General features: G+C 73.6%; 16 protein-coding genes and 1 pseudogene. 6 read left to right on the top strand and 11 right to left on the bottom strand.

Going from position 1 to position 16,934, the window contains the following annotated elements:
• The first annotated feature begins 147 nt into the window (after positions 1-147).
• Complete coding sequence (locus tag AW27_RS29235) at positions 148-1,851, top strand: DUF885 domain-containing protein (protein WP_304949923.1); 1,704 nt, start codon at positions 148-150, stop codon at positions 1,849-1,851.
• A 79-nt stretch (positions 1,852-1,930) separates the two neighbouring features.
• Here AW27_RS29235 and AW27_RS29230 read toward each other — a convergent pair whose 3' ends face one another.
• Positions 1,931-2,446 carry a rhodanese-like domain-containing protein gene (locus AW27_RS29230; protein ID WP_037929141.1) on the bottom strand — a complete coding sequence of 172 codons (516 nt, stop codon included), beginning with the start codon at positions 2,444-2,446 and terminating at the stop codon, positions 1,931-1,933.
• Between the two features lie 94 nt (positions 2,447-2,540).
• Between AW27_RS29230 and AW27_RS29225 the strand changes: the two genes are divergently transcribed.
• A complete protein-coding gene (locus AW27_RS29225) occupies positions 2,541-2,987 on the top strand; it encodes an Lrp/AsnC family transcriptional regulator (protein WP_037929144.1) in 447 nt (148 codons plus the stop codon).
• On the opposite strand, the gene AW27_RS29220 is transcribed toward AW27_RS29225, so the two are convergent.
• The 3 genes from AW27_RS29220 to AW27_RS29210 form a co-directional block, all read right to left on the bottom strand.
• Positions 2,977-5,988, bottom strand: coding sequence for an AAA family ATPase (locus AW27_RS29220; RefSeq protein ID WP_037929145.1), 3,012 nt, complete (start codon positions 5,986-5,988; stop codon positions 2,977-2,979). The genes AW27_RS29225 and AW27_RS29220 overlap by 11 nt on opposite strands.
• A complete protein-coding gene (locus tag AW27_RS29215; protein WP_037929148.1) occupies positions 5,985-7,154 on the bottom strand; it encodes an exonuclease SbcCD subunit D in 1,170 nt (389 codons plus the stop codon). The genes AW27_RS29220 and AW27_RS29215 overlap by 4 nt, the downstream gene beginning before the upstream one ends.
• A gap of 85 nt (positions 7,155-7,239) precedes the next feature.
• Positions 7,240-7,866 carry a YigZ family protein gene (locus AW27_RS29210; protein WP_037929150.1) on the bottom strand — a complete coding sequence of 209 codons (627 nt, stop codon included), beginning with the start codon at positions 7,864-7,866 and terminating at the stop codon, positions 7,240-7,242.
• 159 nt (positions 7,867-8,025) lie between these two features.
• Here AW27_RS29210 and AW27_RS29205 point away from each other — a divergent pair, with 159 nt between their 5' ends.
• The gene (locus AW27_RS29205) at positions 8,026-8,430 is read left to right on the top strand and encodes a CoA-binding protein (protein WP_037929152.1); all 405 of its coding nucleotides are present in this window, start codon (positions 8,026-8,028) and stop codon (positions 8,428-8,430) included.
• Here the strand turns inward: AW27_RS29205 and AW27_RS29200 are convergent.
• Complete coding sequence (locus tag AW27_RS29200; protein ID WP_078557108.1) at positions 8,427-9,071, bottom strand: XRE family transcriptional regulator; 645 nt, start codon at positions 9,069-9,071, stop codon at positions 8,427-8,429. The genes AW27_RS29205 and AW27_RS29200 overlap by 4 nt on opposite strands.
• A 106-nt stretch (positions 9,072-9,177) precedes the next feature.
• On the opposite strand from AW27_RS29200, the gene AW27_RS29195 reads away from it, so the two are divergent.
• Positions 9,178-10,044: a DMT family transporter gene (locus AW27_RS29195; RefSeq protein ID WP_037929153.1), complete on the top strand. Its 867-nt coding sequence runs from the start codon at positions 9,178-9,180 to the stop codon at positions 10,042-10,044.
• 28 nt (positions 10,045-10,072) lie between these two features.
• Here AW27_RS29195 and AW27_RS29190 read toward each other — a convergent pair whose 3' ends face one another.
• Positions 10,073-10,816: an acyltransferase gene (locus AW27_RS29190; protein WP_037929157.1), complete on the bottom strand. Its 744-nt coding sequence runs from the start codon at positions 10,814-10,816 to the stop codon at positions 10,073-10,075.
• Positions 10,817-10,976: 160 nt separating this feature from the next.
• On the opposite strand from AW27_RS29190, the gene AW27_RS29185 reads away from it, so the two are divergent.
• Complete coding sequence (locus tag AW27_RS29185) at positions 10,977-11,522, top strand: gamma carbonic anhydrase family protein (RefSeq protein ID WP_037929160.1); 546 nt, start codon at positions 10,977-10,979, stop codon at positions 11,520-11,522.
• Between the two features lie 108 nt (positions 11,523-11,630).
• Here AW27_RS29185 and AW27_RS29180 read toward each other — a convergent pair whose 3' ends face one another.
• From AW27_RS29180 to AW27_RS29160, 5 genes and pseudogenes are all read right to left on the bottom strand, one after another.
• Positions 11,631-12,302 carry a DedA family protein gene (locus tag AW27_RS29180; RefSeq protein WP_037929161.1) on the bottom strand — a complete coding sequence of 224 codons (672 nt, stop codon included), beginning with the start codon at positions 12,300-12,302 and terminating at the stop codon, positions 11,631-11,633.
• Positions 12,303-12,360: 58 nt separating this feature from the next.
• The gene (locus AW27_RS29175; protein ID WP_236647847.1) at positions 12,361-12,603 is read right to left on the bottom strand and encodes a fibronectin type III-like domain-contianing protein; all 243 of its coding nucleotides are present in this window, start codon (positions 12,601-12,603) and stop codon (positions 12,361-12,363) included.
• Between the two features lie 188 nt (positions 12,604-12,791).
• Positions 12,792-14,858: pseudogene (locus tag AW27_RS29170) on the bottom strand (glycoside hydrolase family 3 protein); the annotation flags it as partial.
• A 151-nt stretch (positions 14,859-15,009) separates the two neighbouring features.
• Entirely contained in the window at positions 15,010-15,210 is a 201-nt protein-coding gene (locus AW27_RS29165; protein WP_037929162.1) for a type II toxin-antitoxin system VapB family antitoxin, read from the bottom strand.
• A gap of 97 nt (positions 15,211-15,307) precedes the next feature.
• Positions 15,308-15,760: a DUF4442 domain-containing protein gene (locus AW27_RS29160; RefSeq protein ID WP_172671416.1), complete on the bottom strand. Its 453-nt coding sequence runs from the start codon at positions 15,758-15,760 to the stop codon at positions 15,308-15,310.
• A gap of 96 nt (positions 15,761-15,856) precedes the next feature.
• Here AW27_RS29160 and AW27_RS29155 point away from each other — a divergent pair, with 96 nt between their 5' ends.
• A complete protein-coding gene (locus AW27_RS29155; protein WP_037929167.1) occupies positions 15,857-16,894 on the top strand; it encodes a DUF8017 domain-containing protein in 1,038 nt (345 codons plus the stop codon).
• Positions 16,895-16,934 lie beyond the last annotated feature (40 nt).

Here is a 16,934-nt window from a genome sequence, read left to right as displayed (position 1 = left end):
ACGCTCCGCCGAAGGCCCTGAAGCCGCCTGTACCCGGCGTCGGGCGCTCGTCCCGGGCCGGGTCCGGCAGCCGTAGTCCAGCCCGTGTCAGGAGGCTGACGGCAATCGGTGATGACGGGAGGACGCATCGCATACGAAGATGGCCGCATGTCAGAGACCCTCCACACCAGCAGCGCCCCCCAACTGCCCCGCCAGGTGGCCGACGCCTACGTCGACTCCCTCATCGCCCTCGACCCGATCACCGGCACCTACCTGGGTGTTGCCGAGAGCTCCGCCAAGCTCCCCGACTTCTCCCCGGCCGGTCGTGCGGCCGCCGCCGAACTCGCCCGTGAGACCCTCGCCCGCCTCGACGCCGCCGAGGCGCTGCCCGGCGCCGACGACGACGCCGAACGGCGATGCGGCCGTCTGCTGCGTGAACGGCTCACCGCCGAGCTCGCGGTCCACGAGGCCGACGAGGACCTGCGGGCGGTCAGCAACATCCACAGCCCCGCGCACTCGGTACGGGAGGTCTTCGCCCTGACCCCGGCCGACACCGACGAGGACTGGGCGGCCATCGCCGAGCGGCTGCGCGCCGTACCGGCGGCCTTCACCGGCTACCGCGAGACCCTCCAGCTCGGTCTGGCGCGCGGTCTGTACGGCGGCCCGCGCGCCACCGGGACCATGATCGGTCAGCTGACCACCTGGGCCGGCCAGGACGGCGCCGCCGCGGCCTTCTTCGAGGACTTCGCCTCCGGCGGCCCGGAGTCCCTGCGCGCCGAGCTGGACGCGGCGGCCGCCGCCGCGACCGCCGCAGTCATCGAGCTGCGCGACTGGATGACCGAGGTGTACGCCCCCGCCGTCGAGGGCCGGCCGGACACCGTGGGCCGTGAGCGCTACGCCCGCTGGTCCCGGTACTTCAACGGCACCGACCTGGACCTGGACGAGGCGTACGCCTACGGCTGGTCGGAGTACCACCGGCTGCTCGCCGAGATGAAGACCGAGGCGGCGAAGATCCTCCCGGGCGTGGGCCCTTGGGAGGCGCTGAAGCACCTGGACGAGCACGGCACCCACATCGAGGGGGTGGAGGAGGTCCAGGCCTGGCTGCAGGGCCTGATGGACGAGGCCATCGAGAACCTCGACGGCACCCACTTCGAACTGGCCGAGCGCGTCCGCAAGGTGGAGTCCCGGATCGCGCCTCCGGGCGGCCCCGCGGCTCCGTACTACACCTCCCCGTCGGAGGACTTCTCCCGCCCCGGCCGCACCTGGCTGCCCACGATGGGCCAGACCCGCTTCCCGGTCTACGACCTGGTGTCCACCTGGTACCACGAGGGAGTGCCGGGCCACCACCTGCAGCTCGCGCAGTGGACGCACGTGGCGGACCGGCTTTCCCGCTACCAGGCCACCGTCGGCTGGGTCAGCGCCAACTGCGAGGGCTGGGCCCTCTACGCGGAACGGCTGATGGACGAGCTGGGCTACCTCAAGGACGCCGAGCAGCGCCTGGGCTACCTGGACTGCCAGATGATGCGCGCGGCGCGCGTCATCGTCGACATCGGCATGCACCTGGGCCTGGAGATTCCGGCGGACTCGCCGTTCCACCCGGGTGAGACGTGGACCGTGGACCTCGCGCAGGAGTTCTTCGGCCTGCACAGCGGCCGCCCGGCGGAGTTCATCGAGAGCGAGCTGACCCGCTACCTGTCGATGCCGGGGCAGGCGATCGGCTACAAGCTGGGCGAGCGCACCTGGCTGCTGGGTCGGGACAACGCCCGTGCCGCGCACGGCGATTCCTTCGACCTGAAGGCCTGGCACATGGCGGCGCTGTCGCAGGGTTCGCTCGGGCTGGACGACCTGCTGGACGAGCTCTCGAAGCTCTGACGGCACGTGCCACCGCGCGCCGCAGGGGCCGCCCGTCTCCCGGTGGAGACGAGCGGCCCCGGTGCGTGGGGCGGCCCCGTCAGCAGCCGCAGTCGTCCGAGCCGGTCGGCGCGGTCAGCGGGTCGGCCTCGCCGCGCTGCCGGGTGCCCTGCCCGGTCTCGACCTCGAAGCCCTCGCGGATCCAGTACTCGACGCCGCCGAGCATCTCCTTGACCTGGAAGCCCAGTTCGGCCAGGGCGAGAGCGGAACGGGCGGCGCCGTTGCAGCCGGGACCCCAGCAGTACGTCACCACGGGAACGTTCTTGTCCAGGAGCCGCTCGGCCTGCTCCGGGATGAGGGCGGTGGGCAGGTGGATCGCGCCGGGCACGTACCCCTGGTCCCAGGAGGACGCGGAGCGGGTGTCGACGAGCTGGAAACCCGGCCCGGCTCCCGACCCGCTCGGGGCTTCGAGGGCGCTCGCGACGTCCGAGACGTCCGTGTGGAAGGCCAGGGCGGCAGCGAAGTACGCGGCGGCAGCTGCCGGGGAGGCCGGGGGGACACGGAGCACGGGGTTGATGTCGGCCGGGGCGGAGGAAGCGTTCTGTGTCGTCGTCATGGCCAGAAATCTACGATCCGTCGATCACGCCGGGAAGTTGGATTCCCCGGCACTTGCGCTGTACGGCCGGGGAATTCCCTGCTAGACCTGGCGCATGACCGGATATTCCCCTGACGTCACCGACTGGCGGATCCTTGAGGCGCTCCAGCGCGACGGCCGCGCGAGTTTCACCGAGCTCGCCCGCTCCGTGTCCATGTCCGCGAGCGCCGTCACCGAGCGGGTCCGCCGGCTGGAGGAGGCCGGAGTGATCACCGGCTACACGGCCGTGGTGGACCCGGAGAAACTCGGCAAATCGATCCTCGCGCTGGTGCGGCTGCGCTATCCGCACGGTAACTACCGGCCGTTCCACGACTTCCTGGAAACCACCCCCGAAGTCCTGGAGGCACACCACGTCACGGGCGACGACTGCTTCGTCCTCAAGGTCGCGGCCCGCTCGATGAGGCACCTGGAGGAGGTCACCGGCAGGATCTCGGGGCTCGGCCCGGTGACGACGAGCGTCGTCTACTCCTCACCGCTGCCGCGGCGCCCGCTCAGTCCGTGAGGGCCGCCGTGCGGTGGCGCACGACGGAGCCGCCGCGCTCCTTGACGACCTCCAGCTGGGTCTGGACCCGGGTCCGCAGGTCGGCGACGTGGCTGACGATGCCGACGCTGCGGTCCCGCTCGCGCAGCGAGTCGAGCACGTCGAGCACCTCGTCCAGCGCCTGGTCGTCGAGGCTGCCGAAGCCCTCGTCGATGAAGAGGGTGTCGAGGCGCGTGCCGCCCGCCTCGTCGGTGACCACGTCGGCCAGGCCGAGCGCGAGTGCGAGCGAGGCGAAGAAGGTCTCACCGCCGGACAGGGTGGCGGTGTCCCGCTCGCTGCCCGTCCACGCGTCGACGACGTGCAGCCCGAGGCCCGAACGCCCCCGCCCGCCCGCTCTCGCGTCGGAGTGGACCAGGGTGTAGCGGCCGCCGGACATCCGCAGCAGCCGTACCGTGGCGGCCGCGGCCACCTGCTCCAGACGGGCGGCCAGCACGTAGGCCTCCAGACGCATCTTGCGCTCGTTGTCGGCGGAGGTGCCCGCGGTCAGTCCGGCCAGCCGGGCCACCCGGCCGTATTCCTCGCGCAGCGGCCCGAGCGCACGCAGTTCCTGCTCCATCTGGCGGGAGAGCCGGTCCAGTTCGGTGCAGCGGGCCCGGGCCGCGTCGTAGGCGGAGGCCGCCGTACGAAGCTTCGCCGCGGCCTGGACCGCGTAGGCCTCGGCGGTGTCCGGCGCGGCCGGGGGCAGCGCCGCCGCCTCGGCGGTGCCACTCTCGCCGAGACGGTCCGCCAGAAGGGCCTCCTCGGCCTGCCAGGTGTCCAACCGGTGCTGGAGAGCGGTGCGTTCGTAGTCGGGGAGGACCGCGTCGGCGGCGGCCTCGACGGTGTCGAAGCCGGCCTTGAAGGCGGCGTCGGCGAGCTGGTCGTCGGCCTCCTTCAGCCGGGCGGCGGCCGTCTCGGCCCGGCGCAGGCAGACCGCGGCACCGGCGACGGTCCTGACCCGGTCCTCCAGGGTTCGGGCACGGGCCGCGACGGTGGGCGCATCGCCCCGCACGAGGGCGAGTTCGGCCTCCAGCGAGGCCTGTTCCCGGTCCAGGGCCTCGCGGCGGGAGGCCCTGGCGGCGGCCCGGGTCTCTGCGTCGAGCCGATCGGCGCTACGCGTGGTGTACTCCCGTTCGGCCCGGGCGAGCCGCTCGCGGGCGGTGTGCAGGCCGGCGGCCGTGGCGTGGGCGGCGGCGTGGCGGGCGCTCAGGTCGGCGGTGAGACCAAGGAGTTCGGCGGTGGTGGCGTCGCCGGCGGCGGACGCCGCCTCGGCGCGGGCCTCCCGGGCGGCGGCCAGCCGGCGTTCGACGGCGGCCCGTGCCCGCTCGGCCCGTTCGAGGACGGCGTGGGCGGCGTCCTCGGCGGCGCGGTCCACATGGCCGGGGGCGGGGCGTGCCGGAGCGGGGTGCTCCGCCGATCCGCACACGCCGCAGGCTTCTCCGGCCACCAGCGCCTCGGCGAGCTCGGCGGCGATTCCGCGCAGCCGGGCCTCCTTCAGCTCCAGCCAGCTCTCCCGCGCGGCCGCCGACTCCTCGCGCAGGTCGAGCAGTTCGCCCTCGGCGCGCTCCTCCTCGGCGGCGAACCCGTCCCGCCTGCGGGCGGCGTTCAGGCTCATCCGGGCCGGTTCCAGCCGGCCGGCCAGCTGCTCGGCCAGGGTGGCGGCCTGCTGGGCGGCGTCCACCTTCTCCTGAAGGGCGGTGCGGGTCTCCTCCCAGTGCTCCAGCCACTCGGCGGACTCCTGGTGCTGTTCCTCCGCCGCCCGGGACTCCCGCTCCAGGTCGGCCCGTTCGCGGCCGATCCCGGCGCTGCGCTGCTCGGCGCGGTACGCGGCGCCGAGCGCGCCCAGTTCCTCGCGCAGCCGCTGCTCGACGCCGGCCAGCTGCTCGGCGCCCGCCTCCCGCAGCGGGGGCGGCAGTTCCGCCCGGGCGGCCGTCTCGGCGTGCGCGGCGGCGAGGTGCGCCGAGGAGGCCGCGCCGCGCAGCTCCAGGGCGGGGGCCACCAGCGCTCCGCGCCGGGCCCCGTCCAGCAGCCCGCGCACGCGCTCCCGCTCCGGCCCGGCCTCGGCGAGCAGCGCGGCGCGGCGGACGGTCTCCGCGTGCCGGCGCTGCAGCCGGTCGAGCTCGCGCGCTTCCTCGGCGGCCCGCCGGGCGGCGGCGTGCCGGCCTTCGACGGCGGCGAGCGCGTACGCGGCGACGTCGAGGCGGTCCCGGGCCGAGCAGCGGGCGACGGCCGCCCAGGCACGGACCGCTCCGGCCAGCCCGGGGTCTCCCGGCTGGTGTCCGGGCAGTGGCCAGGCCCGCAGGTCGGCGCTGTCCCCGGCGGCCTGGGCGAGCCGCTGGGCGGTGTGCAGCACCTTCTCGTCGCCGGCCCGGACCCGGGCCTCGGCGGCCCGGCGCCGCTCCCCGAGCAGGGTCTCCACGGCCGCGAACCGGCGGGTGTCGAAGAGCCGGCCCAGAAGCCGGCCGCGGGCCGCCTCGTCGGCGCGCAGGAACCGCGCGAACTCCCCCTGCGGCAGCAACACGACCTGGCAGAACTGCTCGCGGCTCATGCCGAGCAGCTGCTCGATCTCCTCGCCGATCTCCTGATGGGATCGGCTGAGCGCCTCCCAGCCCGCGCCGGTGCGCTCGCGCAGCCAACTCTGCGCTTTGTCCCTGGTGGTGCCCGTGCCCCGTTTCTTCGGACGCTCCTGCTCGGGGCGGCGGGTGATCTCCAGGCGCCGGCCGCCCGCGGTGAGTTCGAGGGTGACCTCGGTGGGGGTGCCGGCGGCGGCGTGGTCGCTGCGCAGGCTGGTGCCGGGGGCCTGGCGGGCGCCGGGCACCGAACCGTAGAGGGCGTAGCAGACGGCGTCGAGCACCGAGGTCTTGCCCGCACCGGTGGGTCCGTGCAGCAGGAAGATGCCGGCGCCGGAGAGGGCGTCGAAGTCGATCTCCTGGGGTGCGGCGAACGGCCCGAAGGCGGTGACGGCCAGCCTGTGCAGCCTCATCGGTGGATCTCCCGGTGGCTGTCGTCGGCGCGTACGTCGTCGAAGGCGCCCGCCAGGACGGCGCGTTCGGCCTCGTCCGGCCGGCCGCCGCCGCGCACGTGGGCGACGAAGTCCTCGGCGATCTGCTGGTCGGTGCGGCCGCGGAGCCGCTGGGCATAGGAGGCCCCGGTCTCCTCCCGGCGGCCCTCGGGGTCGAAGGCGAGAGTGAGGGTGTGCGGGAAACGGGCTGCGAGGCGGGCCATCGGCTCCTCGGGGCGTACCGGGTCGGTGAGGGTGGCCTCCACCCAGGCCTCTTCGTGCACGGTGTACGCGGGGTCGTCGAGCAGGTCGTCGATCCGTCCGCGCAGCCTCGCGAGGGCACGGGGTACGGGGGTGTCGACGCGCTCGGCGGCGGTGATCTCTCCCTGTGCGCCCAGTTCGATCATCCACATGCTCTTGCGGTGGTCGGCTTCGGAGAAGGAGTAGGCGAGCGGGGAGCCGGAGTAGCGGACCCGTTCGCTGATCGTCTGGCAGCCGTGGAGGTGGCCGAGGGCGGTGTAGTCGATCCCGTCGAAGACGGAGGCGGGGACGGCCTGAACGCCTCCGACGGCGATGTCCCGCTCGCTGTCGCTGGACTGCCCGCCGGTGACGAAGGCGTGCGCCAGGACGACGGAGCGGGTGCCGGGCGGGCGGCCGGCGAGATCGGCCCGGATCCGGTCCATGGCCGCGCCCAGGACCGCCTCGTGGCTGGCCTTCTGCGCGCCGAACTGGTCCTTGACCAGGGCCGGCTCCAGGTACGGTAGCCCGTACAGCGCCACGTCACCGTGCGCGTCGGCCAGGACCACCGGGTCGGCGCAGCCCGCCGGGTCGGTGCGCAGGTGGATCCCGGCGCGGTCGATCAGCCCGGCCCCGACCCCGATCCGGCGCGCGGAGTCGTGGTTCCCGGAGATCATGACGGTGGGCACGCCCAGCCGTGCGAGCCGGTGCAGCGCCCGGTCGTACAGCTCGACGGCGGGCAGCGGGGGCACGGCACGGTCGTAGACGTCTCCGGCGACGAGGACGGCGTCCACCTCGTGCGTGCGGACCGTCTCGACGAGGTGGTCCACGAAGGCGGCCTGGGCGCCGAGCAGGTTCACCCGGTGGAAGGCCCGGCCGAGGTGCCAGTCGGAGGTGTGCAGGAACTTCACTCGCCGGCCCCGCCGCACATACGGTCTCCCCCTGGTCGTCTCCCGCTCGCTGAACCCCTCTACGCTAACCCGTCCCCGGGGGCGCTCAGGGCGCGTACGTCTCCCCGCCGAGGGTGAGGGCGGCGCTGCCGGCCGTGGTGTCGGCGAGCCAGGCCTCGAAGGCGGGCAGGTCCGCCTCGGGGAGGGCGACCTCGATCTCGACGGCGGCCCCGTAGCGCAGGTCCACCACGGTCCGGCCGGTGGAGCGCAGGTCGTTCTGCGTCTTCCCGGCCCGCTGGTGGTCGACGGTGACGGTGGCCAGCCGGTAGCGCCGCCGGGTGACGGTGCCGAGCTCGTCGAGGGCCTCGCCGACGACTCCGCCGTAGGCGCGGATCAGACCTCCGGCGCCGAGTTTCACGCCGCCGTAGTAGCGGGTGACGACGGCGACGGCGTAGCGGACGTCCCGGCGCATGAGCATCTGCAGCATGGGCACCCCGGCGGTGCCGCCGGGCTCGCCGTCGTCGCTGGCCTTCTGGACGGCGGCGTCGGCACCGATGACGTAGGCGTAGCAGTGGTGCGAGGCGGTGGGGTGCTCTTTGCGGATCCGCGCGATGAACTCCTGCGCCTCCGGCTCGGTCGCGGCCGGCGCGAGCGCGCACAGGAAGCGGGAGCGGTTGATCTCCGACTCGTGGACGCCCTCACGGGCCACCGTCACGTACTGGTCTGCCTTCACCGCTCCACCCTAGTCCGTGGCCGTCCCGCTGCGTTCGAACGGATCGACGGGGTGCGCGGTGCCCCGTCGGCCCTGCGGGAATGGGGCGCGCGCCTGTGCGGTTGATCCGGCTGAGCAGCAGCGGAAGATGACGGAAGACACCATCAGGAGGCGGCGCACGTGTACGGCGACCCGGCGGCCATTCGCAAGATCCTCACCGAGCTCGGCGACACCTGGGCCGTGGTGGGCCTCTCGAACAACCGCGACCGGGCGGCCTACGGGGTGGCCCGGGTGCTCCAGCAGTTCGGCAAGCGGGTGGTCCCCGTGCACCCCAGGGCCGAGACCGTGCACGGCGAGCCGGGCTACGCCTCGCTGGAGGAGATCCCGTTCAAGGTCGACGTGGTGGACGTCTTCGTCAACAGCGGGCTGGCCGGAGCCGTGGCCGACCAGGCGGCCGCCGTCGGCGCCGAGGCGGTCTGGTTCCAGCTCGGCGTGATCGACGAGTCGGCCTTCGAACGGACCCGCGAGGCCGGGCTGACGATGGTGATGGACCGCTGCCCGGCGATCGAGATCCCGGCGCTCTAGCTTTCGCCGTGCCCGGTCGCGGTCGCGGTCGCGGCGCCGTGTGCGTGCGCCGTGGCCGCGGGCACCGGGGCGGACACCGGCGGGACCGACACCGCGAGGGTCATCTCCATCGGCACGGAACCTTCGTTGCGGTAGGCGTGCGGGAGGTTGGCCTCGAAGGCCGCCGCGGCCCCGGCGGGGACGTGGAACTCCTCGTCGCCGACGACCAGGGTCAGCTCACCGGCCGTGACGTGCAGCATCTCGACGGTGCCGGAGGGGTGCGGGACGGAGTTCGTGCCCTCCCCCGGCACCAGGTGCCAGGTCCACAGCTCCATGGGCCCGCGCTGGTCCGTGCCGATCAACATGGTCGTCGAGCTGCCCGCCTCGCTCGACCAGATCCGCACCACCTGTTCCGGCGGGACGATCCGCACCCGGGGGCCGCGGTCGTGGTCGAGGAGCGCGGAGATGCTGACGCCCAGGGCGTCGGCCAGCCTGACGGTCGTGCCGACGCTGGGATTCGTGCGGGCCTGCTCGATCTGGATGATCATCCCGCGGCTCACGCCGGACCGGGCTGCCAGGGAGTCCAGGGTGAAGCCGCGCTCTGCGCGCCACCTCTTGAGGTTCCGGGCGAGCGCCTGGGTGAGCTGTTCGAGATCCGACACCATTCCGTCCAATATTTTGGATGCTGCGGTTCAACAGGGTGCACTACCGTGTTCCGTATTCCATGCTGCACTCCGGCGTTCACCGCACTGTACTGCGAGGCCCCTGATGACCGCCCTCTTCGCCCTGGCCACAGCCGTGCTGTGGGGTCTCGCCGACTTCGGCGGCGGGCTGCTGACCCGCAAGATACCGGCGCTCACCGTGGTGGTCGTCTCGCAGGTCGTCGCCGTCGTCGTACTCGGTGCCGTGGTCCTCGGCACGAGGGCCTGGCACGAGGCCGGCCCCCAGCTGTGGTTCGCCGTCGCCGCGGGCGTGGTCGGCCCGGTCGCCATGCTCAGCTTCTACAAGGCCCTGGCCCTCGGCCCGATGGGCGTGGTCTCACCGCTCGGCTCCCTCGGCGTGGTCGTGCCCGTCGCCGCCGGGCTGCTCCTGGGCGAGCGGCCCGGACCCGGCCAGTTCGCCGGCATCGCCGTGGCCGTCGTCGGCATCGTCCTCGCGGGTGGTCCCGAGCTGCGCGGCGCCCCCGTCCAGCGGCAGGCCGTGGTCCTCACCCTGGTGGCGGCCTTCGGCTTCGGGGCGGTGATGGCCCTGATCGCCCAGGCCTCCACCACCGTCACGGGGCTCTTCCTCGCCCTGTTCGTCCAGCGGGTCACCAACGTCAGCGTCGGCGGCGCGGCCCTGTGGGCGCAGACCCGGCGCGGTGTCCCCGCCCTCCCCGAGGGAACGCACCCGCGGATCCTGTGGGGGCTGCTGCCCGCGCTCGCCTTCGTCGGCCTGGCAGACGTCGCGGCGAACGGCACGTACGCGGTCGCCGCCCAGAACGGCCCGGTCACCATGGCAGCCGTGCTCTCCTCCCTCTACCCGGTGATCACCGCGCTGGCCGCCTTCGCCGTCCTCAGGGAGCGGCTGCGCACCGTCCAGGCGGCGGGCGCCGGCCTGGCCCTCGCGGGAACGGTCCTGCTGGCCGCCGGCTGAGCCCCGAAGCCCGGAGCCGCCCGGCGTCCTACCGCTCGGCCTCGGCGAGCTCGGCCAGCCCGCGCAGCTGTTCCGGGGTCATGCCGTCGGGGATCGGCACCGGAGCGGGTGTCCGCAGCGGCGGCTGCCAGCCCGTCTCCGGCTGCCAGCGCCGCACGACCCGGGCCGGCGCACCGGCCACCACCGCGTGGTCGGGCACCTCGCCCCGCACGACCGCACCCGCGGCCACCACGACATTGCGGCCCAGTCGCGCGCCGGGCAGGATCACCGAGCCGGTACCGAGCCAGCAGCCGGGTCCGATCTGCACCGGTGCGCTGCGCGGCCACTGCCGCCCGACGGGCTCGTGCGGGTCGTCGTAGCTGTGGTTGGTGGACGTGATGTAGACGCCGGGACCGCAGAAGGTGTTCGACTCGATGGTGATGCGGGCGTCCGCGATGACGTGGCTGCCGCGGCCGATGACCACCCCGTCACCGAGCACCAGCATCGGTTCCGCGCCCAGGTCGAGATCCGGCATCATGCCGGCGGTGAGGGTGACCTGCTCGCCGATGATGCAGTGCGCGCCGAGCCTGATCCACCGCTCGCCGAAGACCGTGCCCTGCGGAAAGGCGAGGCGGGTGCCCTCGCCGATCGCACCGAACCGCAGCCGGCCGGGAGCCTGCGCGGTCACCGCACCGGCCTGCTGCATCCAGCGCCAGCCGGCGTGGACAGCCCGGCTCGCCAGTCTGCGGCGCAGGGCGGCCACAGATGAGAACGTGTTCTGTTTCTTCGGCACTCGGCCACGGTAGTGCGCCGGGCCTCCCCCGTCCGGACGACGGTCCTGTGATCTTCACCCCATCGCGGGCACCGTGCTCCCCGTGCCCTACGGTGCTGTTGGCGCGGCACCAGGACGGCAGACCCCAGACGGCGTACGACGGACGGCAGAGGAAGAGAACATGACGCACCAGGCGGCCCAGGCACTCGTGGCGGGTGTCGGGGGGAAGAACCCGGACATCGACCCCACGGCCTTCACCGCGCCCACCTCGGTCGTGGTCGGGGAGGTCACCCTCGCCGCCGGCGCCAGCATCTGGTATTCGGCGGTGCTGCGCGCCGACTGCGGCCCGATCGCGCTGGGCGCCGACAGCAACGTGCAGGACAACTGCACGCTCCACGTGGACCCGGGCTTCCCCGTGTCGATCGGTGAGCGCGTCTCCATCGGCCACAACGCCGTCGTGCACGGCTGCACCGTCGAGGACGACTGCCTGATCGGGATGGGCGCCACCCTCCTGAACGGCGCGGTGATCGGCGCCGGTTCCCTGGTCGCCGCGCAGGCGCTGGTGCCGCAGGGCATGGTCGTCCCGCCCGGTTCGCTGGTCGCGGGCGTCCCCGCGAAGGTGCGCCGCCGGCTGACCGAGGAGGAGCGCGAGCACATCCGGGGCAATGCCCTGATGTACGTGGAGTTGGCCAAGCAGCACCGCGCCTCGGTCACTCCCGGGGGTTAGGGCGTTCGCGGGAGTCCCGCCCGGCCCGCGACGCCCGGCGCGCACGCCCTCGGGCCGATCCGGCGGGCCACGGCCCGGGGTTTCGAGCCGCCGGGGCGGGCGGCCCCGTCACTCGCCGACGGTGGCGCGGGCCGCCGGCTGTGCGGGGATCTCCGCGCCGGCCGCCCCGGCGGACTCTGCCGCCTTCTTCATCCGGCTGCGCACCACCAGGGTCACGACGAGCCCGAACGCCACGGCGAGGCCCAGGGCCAGCCAGGAGAAGCGCTTCAGCCAGGGCTCCGCGACGATGCCGACCGAGTAGATGACGGCGGTGGTTCCGCCCGCCCAGAGGATCCCGCCGAGGACGTTCGCGACGAGGAACCGCCAGTACGGCATGTGCAGCACACCCGCCAGCGGTCCGGCGAAGATCCGCAGCAGTGCCACGAACCGGCCGAAGAAGACGGCCCACATGCCCCACTTCTCGAAGGAGCGTTCCGCCACAGCCACCTGCTGGGGGCCGAAGTGCTTCGGGAAGCGCCGGCCGAGCCGATCCAGCAGCGGTTTGCCGCCCCGGCGTCCGATGGCGTAGCCGATCGAGTCGCCCACGATCGCGCCGGTGATCGCGCAGAGCCCCAGTACGACGGGGTCGATGTCCCCGTGCTGGGAGGCCAGCAGTGCCGAGCTGACCAGGATGATCTCCCCCGGCAGCGGAATGCCGAGGCTCTCCAGACCGATGACCAGACCCACCAGGAGATAGATGCTGACCGCCGGAATCGTCTCCAGCCATTCCTGGATGTGCACCGGTACGTCCTCCCGAGTCGTCCCCGGCGCGCCCCCTGTGACACGCCGAACGCGCAGCCTATCGGCTCCCCGGTTCGGCCTTTGACCTCAGAGGCAGTTCCCGCGAGGAACGTCCCACGAACACGTCACGGCGGCCGGCGCCCGGCACCCAGCCGTGCTTCTCGGGGTCCCACGACGACAGCGTCCGTGCGTCGATGTCGACGGTGACGCGCTGCGCCGCGCCCGGTGCCAGGGTGATCCGCCGGTAGCCGGCGAGTGCGCGGACCGGCTGGTCGAGCCGGAGCTCCGCCGAGGGGCCCACGTACACCTGGGCCACTTCCGTGCCCTTGCGGCGGCCGGTGTTGCGGACCGTGAACTCCACGCGCAGCCCGCCGCGCTGCGCCCGGACCGTGAGTTTCTCGTAGTGCCAGCTCGTGTAGGACAGGCCGTGTAGGACAGGCCGTGTCCGAAGGGGAAGAGCGGGGCCTCCCGTTGGGCGTCGTACCAGCGGTGGCCCACGTGGACGCCCTCGGAGTACTCCTGCCGGCCGCCCACCCCCGGATAGCGCGCCGGGTGCCGGCCGACCGGGGTGGTCCGCTCGTCGGCCGGGAAGGTCTGGGTGAGGCGCCCTCCGGGGTCCACGTCCGCGAAGAGGATGTCGGCGGTGGCTCCGGCGCCTTCCTGCCCCGGGTAGTACATCTGGAGGACCGCTCCGGTGCGCGCGAGCCACGGCATGGTGGTGGCGGAGGAGGTGTTGAGCACGACCGTCGTACGGGGGTTGGCGGCGGCCACCGCTTCGATCAGCCGCTCTTGCCCGCCGGGAAGCGCCAGTGAGGTGCGGTCCCTGCCCTCGGTGGAGTCCTCGTAGGCGAACAGGACCACGCTGCGGGCCGCCTTCGCGGTGCGCACCGCCTCGGCGACGTCCGCGGCCCGGATCGCCCCGCTGACGTGCCGCAGGCGGAAGCGCTGTCCCTTGTCCCCGCCGGCGGCGCTCACGGCGAGCCGGTGCGTGCCGGCCTTGAGCGTGAGGGTGCGGCGGCGCACGGCCATGCCGTCGGGTGCGCAGCCGAGCAGTCCGCCCGCGTAGTGCTCGGCCACGCCTTGCCGGACGGGGAACAGCTCCTCCCCGTCGAGCCGTACGCCGGGCCGCTTCCCGGTGTAGTGGACCAGCAGGGTCCACTCGTCGTCGGCCGCCAGGCGGAAATCGCCCTCGTACGTCCAGATGCGACCGGGACCGACCTCGCGGACCTCCAGGTCGGCGGCCGGGGTGAGCAGCCCCGCGGGGAACGGCCGCCCGTACAGGTCCTCGCCGAGGGCGTGGCGGACGGTCGCTCCGGTCCCGGCCCGGCGCCGGATGGCGGTGAGCGGGGCGGCCGCTCCGTCGGGGACCACGTGCGAACTGCCCCCGCCGCCGGTGAACGGGATCTGGGCGGTGGGCCCGATCACCGCGATCGAGCGGGCCGCGGCCCCGGTCAGCGGCAGAGTCCCGTGTTCGTTGCGGAGCAGCACAGCACCGGCGGCAGCCACCTTGCGCGCGACCCGGGCGCCTGCCGCGGCATCGCGCGGGGAGCGGGCGGGCTGCCGGGCCGCGAGCAGCCCGAAGCGGTCCATGGTGGTCAGGATCCGGCGCACGGCCTGGTCCACGGCGGCTTCCGGCACGGAGCCGCCGCGCACCGCCTCGCGCAGCGGCCCGCCGAAGTGGGTTCCGCCGGGCATCTCCATGTCGAGGCCGGCGCGGATGGCGGCGACGGTGCTGTGCGCGGCGCCCCAGTCGGAGACCACCCAACCGTCGAAGCCCCAGCTGCTCCGCAGCAGTTCGTCGAGCAGTGGCCGGCTCTCGCAGGCGTGGACTCCGTCGACCTTGTTGTGGGCGCCCATCACGGCGCCCGCGCCGGCGGCCACGGCGGCCTCGAAGCCCCGCAGCTCGGTCTCGTGCAGCGGCTGCTCGCCGACGGTCACGTCGACGGTGTCGCGGCCGTGTTCCTGGTTGTTGAGGGCGAAGTGCTTGACGGTGGCGATGAGGCCCTCGTCCTGGATGCCGCGGACGAGCTCGCCGGCCAGGTCGGCGGTGAGCAGCGGGTCCTCGGCGAAGGTCTCGAAGTTCCGGCCTCCGTACGGCGTGCGGATGAGGTTGACCAGGGGGGCCAGCACGACGTCCTGGCCGAGGGCCCGACCCTCGCGGCCGATGACGCGTCCGTACGCGCGGGCCAGCGCCGGGTCGAAGGCGGAGGCGAGCAGTACCGGCGCGGGCAGCGCGGTGGCGGGCCGGTCGACCCGCACCCCGGCCGGCCCGTCGGCGAAGCACAGGGGCGGGATGCCCAGTCGCGGCACGCCGGGCAGGTAGCCGGCCCCGCCCCGGTGGGCGGGGTCGGGGGCCCCGTGCAGCAGAGCGGTCTTCTCCTCGAGGGTGAGCAGCTCCAGCAGGGCGTCGATTCGGGCGGCGCCCCCTATACCGGTCCCGCTGCCTGCGGCGGGTGCGGCCGGTGCGCCGCCGGTGGGCCCGCGCAGGGTCCCGGGCGGCGGCCCGGCGGGAGCGCAGCCGCCCACTCCGAGGACTCCGCCCGCCGCTGCGATCATCCGCATCGCCGAACGTCGTGACACGTCCTCGCTCATGGGTGCTCCCTGCGGCGTGGGTCGGGGGGAGCGGCCCGCGCCGGACCGCTCCCCCAGCCACTGTGGGCCGCGTGTCCGCGGGCCCGGCCGAGACGCGCCACCGGGGCGCCGAGGTTCAGCCCTCCGGCAGGGGCGGCAGGCTGTCGGGGGTGCGCCGGGGCTCGTCCTGGCTCTGGATGCGCGCCTCGGTGCGGTGTCCGCGCGCGATGTAGTCCCGTACGACGGCCTCCACCGCGTCCTGCGGGGAGCCGACCCCGGCGAGCACCATCACCTCCACCACGAGTTCGGCGTCGAGGCTGATGTTGACCTTGGCCACGATTACCCCCTCCATCGTCCGTCGTGCCAGGACTCTAGCGCCGGAAGCGGTACGTGCCCGCCACCCCATGGGCGACGGGCACGTACCGGACGGGACGCTATGCGTTCGGGCGCAGGGTCCAGACGACGGTCATCTCCCCGGTCACGGCCTCGTCCTCGCGCTGGATGGCGATGGTGACCGGGAACTCGGGGCGGCCGCCCGCGTCGAGCTCGGCCACGACCTCGGCGGCCGGGCGGCCGAGGGTCGCGGTGGCGGTGACGACGCCCTTGGCGAGCTTCTTGTAGCCGATCTCGGCCTTCACGGCGAGGGGCACGGCCCGGGAGAGCTGTTCGCCGAAGGCGGCCAGGACGATGGCGCCGCTCGCGGACTCGGCGAGGGTGAACATGGCACCGGCGTGCGGGCCGCCGACGTGGTTGTGGAAGTCGGGCTGATCCGGAAGCCGGACGACCGCACGCTCGGGGGTGGTCTCCAGGAACTCGAGGTTCAGGGTCCGGGCCATCGGCACGGTCGCGGCGAGCAGTTCGCCCACGTTCATCTGGTCTGCGCTCATGGAACGCGATGTTACCCACGAGTAGGCAGGATTGGCCAGGGCTCCCCAGGGGGCGGCCGTGGCTCCCCGGGGGGCCTCCCACTATCGTTACCGGCCATGTGGCCAGGACAGCAGCAGCCGCCCGGGGGCGAGCAGAACCCCCAGGACGCGCATCAGAACCCGTACGCGCAGCCGCCGGGACAGCCCGCGCAGCCGAACCCGTACCAGCAGCAGCCGGGTTACGGATACCCGCAGCAGCCCGGCTACCAGCAGCAACCGGGCTACCAGCAGCCGCAGAGCACCCCGGGCCAGCCCTGGGGACAGCCCCAGGCACCGCAGCAGGCCCAGCCCTCCGGCGGCAGCCCGTACTCGACGAAGACCGTGGCCATCGTCGCGGCCGCCGCGGTCGTCGTGGCGGCGGCCGCGACCGGCGCATACGTCCTGACCCGGGACGACAAGAAGACCGAGGCCGACGGCAAGCTGGCCACGAGCTCCTCCGCACCCGCCGAGGAGCCCGCCCCGGCCGGCAGCAGCCCCAACCCGCGGGCCGGCGGCGCCCTGCAGCCCGTCATCCCGGGGTGGAAAGTCGTCACCAACACGAAGTACAACGTCGCCTACGACGTACCCCCGGAGTGGAACGTCAACGACCCCGGCGTCTCGCTGTACTACGACGACGAGGTCAAGAACGACGGCAAGCCGGTCATCACCATGTCCGGCACCGCCACCCTCAAGCGGGAGTGGTGCACGGTCGACAAGGACGCCGACGGCAATCTCGAAAAGTTCTCGATCGCGGACGCCGGCGTCAAGGGAGCCCAGGGCGCCAAGGACACCGCCCAGGCCGCGACCGACAACACCGGCACCTGGGTGTGGGCGGGCTTCGCCCAGAAGGAGCCGAAGGGAACGGTCAAGGTGACCGACCCCAAGGAGTTCACGACCGCTTCCGGGATCAAGGGCCACATGGTCGTCGCGACCGCGCCCAACGTGAAGAAGGAGCACAAGTGCTCCACCGACGGCAAGGCGGTCGGCTTCGCCTTCCGCAACGCCGCCGGCGACTTCGCCAGCTTCGCCCTGATCACCGCGGCCGGCGTGAAGGAAGAGGTCTCCACCGAGGTTTCCGACAAGATCCTCAGCTCCATCCGGCTCACCACCGGATGATCTGCGGCGCACGGCGCCCCGGCCCGGACCGGTAATCCAT

It is taken from the genome of Streptomyces sp. PCS3-D2, assembly GCF_000612545.2.
In the GTDB taxonomy this organism is placed as follows: Bacteria; Actinomycetota; Actinomycetes; order Streptomycetales; family Streptomycetaceae; genus Streptomyces.
The sequence above is the reverse complement of the archived record's forward strand: the minus strand, read 5'-3'. Positions and strand labels throughout refer to the sequence as shown.

What these genes read in the sequence shown, in the direction of transcription:
- AW27_RS29235 (WP_304949923.1), top strand. Translation starts at nt 148, where the DNA reads ATGTCAGAGACCCTCCACACCAGCAGCGCCCCCCAACTGCCCCGCCAG.
- AW27_RS29230 (WP_037929141.1), bottom strand. Translation starts at nt 2,446, where the DNA reads ATGACGACGACACAGAACGCTTCCTCCGCCCCGGCCGACATCAACCCC.
- AW27_RS29225 (WP_037929144.1), top strand. Translation starts at nt 2,541, where the DNA reads ATGACCGGATATTCCCCTGACGTCACCGACTGGCGGATCCTTGAGGCG.
- AW27_RS29220 (WP_037929145.1), bottom strand. Translation starts at nt 5,988, where the DNA reads ATGAGGCTGCACAGGCTGGCCGTCACCGCCTTCGGGCCGTTCGCCGCA.
- AW27_RS29195 (WP_037929153.1), top strand. Translation starts at nt 9,178, where the DNA reads ATGACCGCCCTCTTCGCCCTGGCCACAGCCGTGCTGTGGGGTCTCGCC.
- AW27_RS29185 (WP_037929160.1), top strand. Translation starts at nt 10,977, where the DNA reads ATGACGCACCAGGCGGCCCAGGCACTCGTGGCGGGTGTCGGGGGGAAG.
- AW27_RS29160 (WP_172671416.1), bottom strand. Translation starts at nt 15,760, where the DNA reads ATGAGCGCAGACCAGATGAACGTGGGCGAACTGCTCGCCGCGACCGTG.
- AW27_RS29155 (WP_037929167.1), top strand. Translation starts at nt 15,857, where the DNA reads ATGTGGCCAGGACAGCAGCAGCCGCCCGGGGGCGAGCAGAACCCCCAG.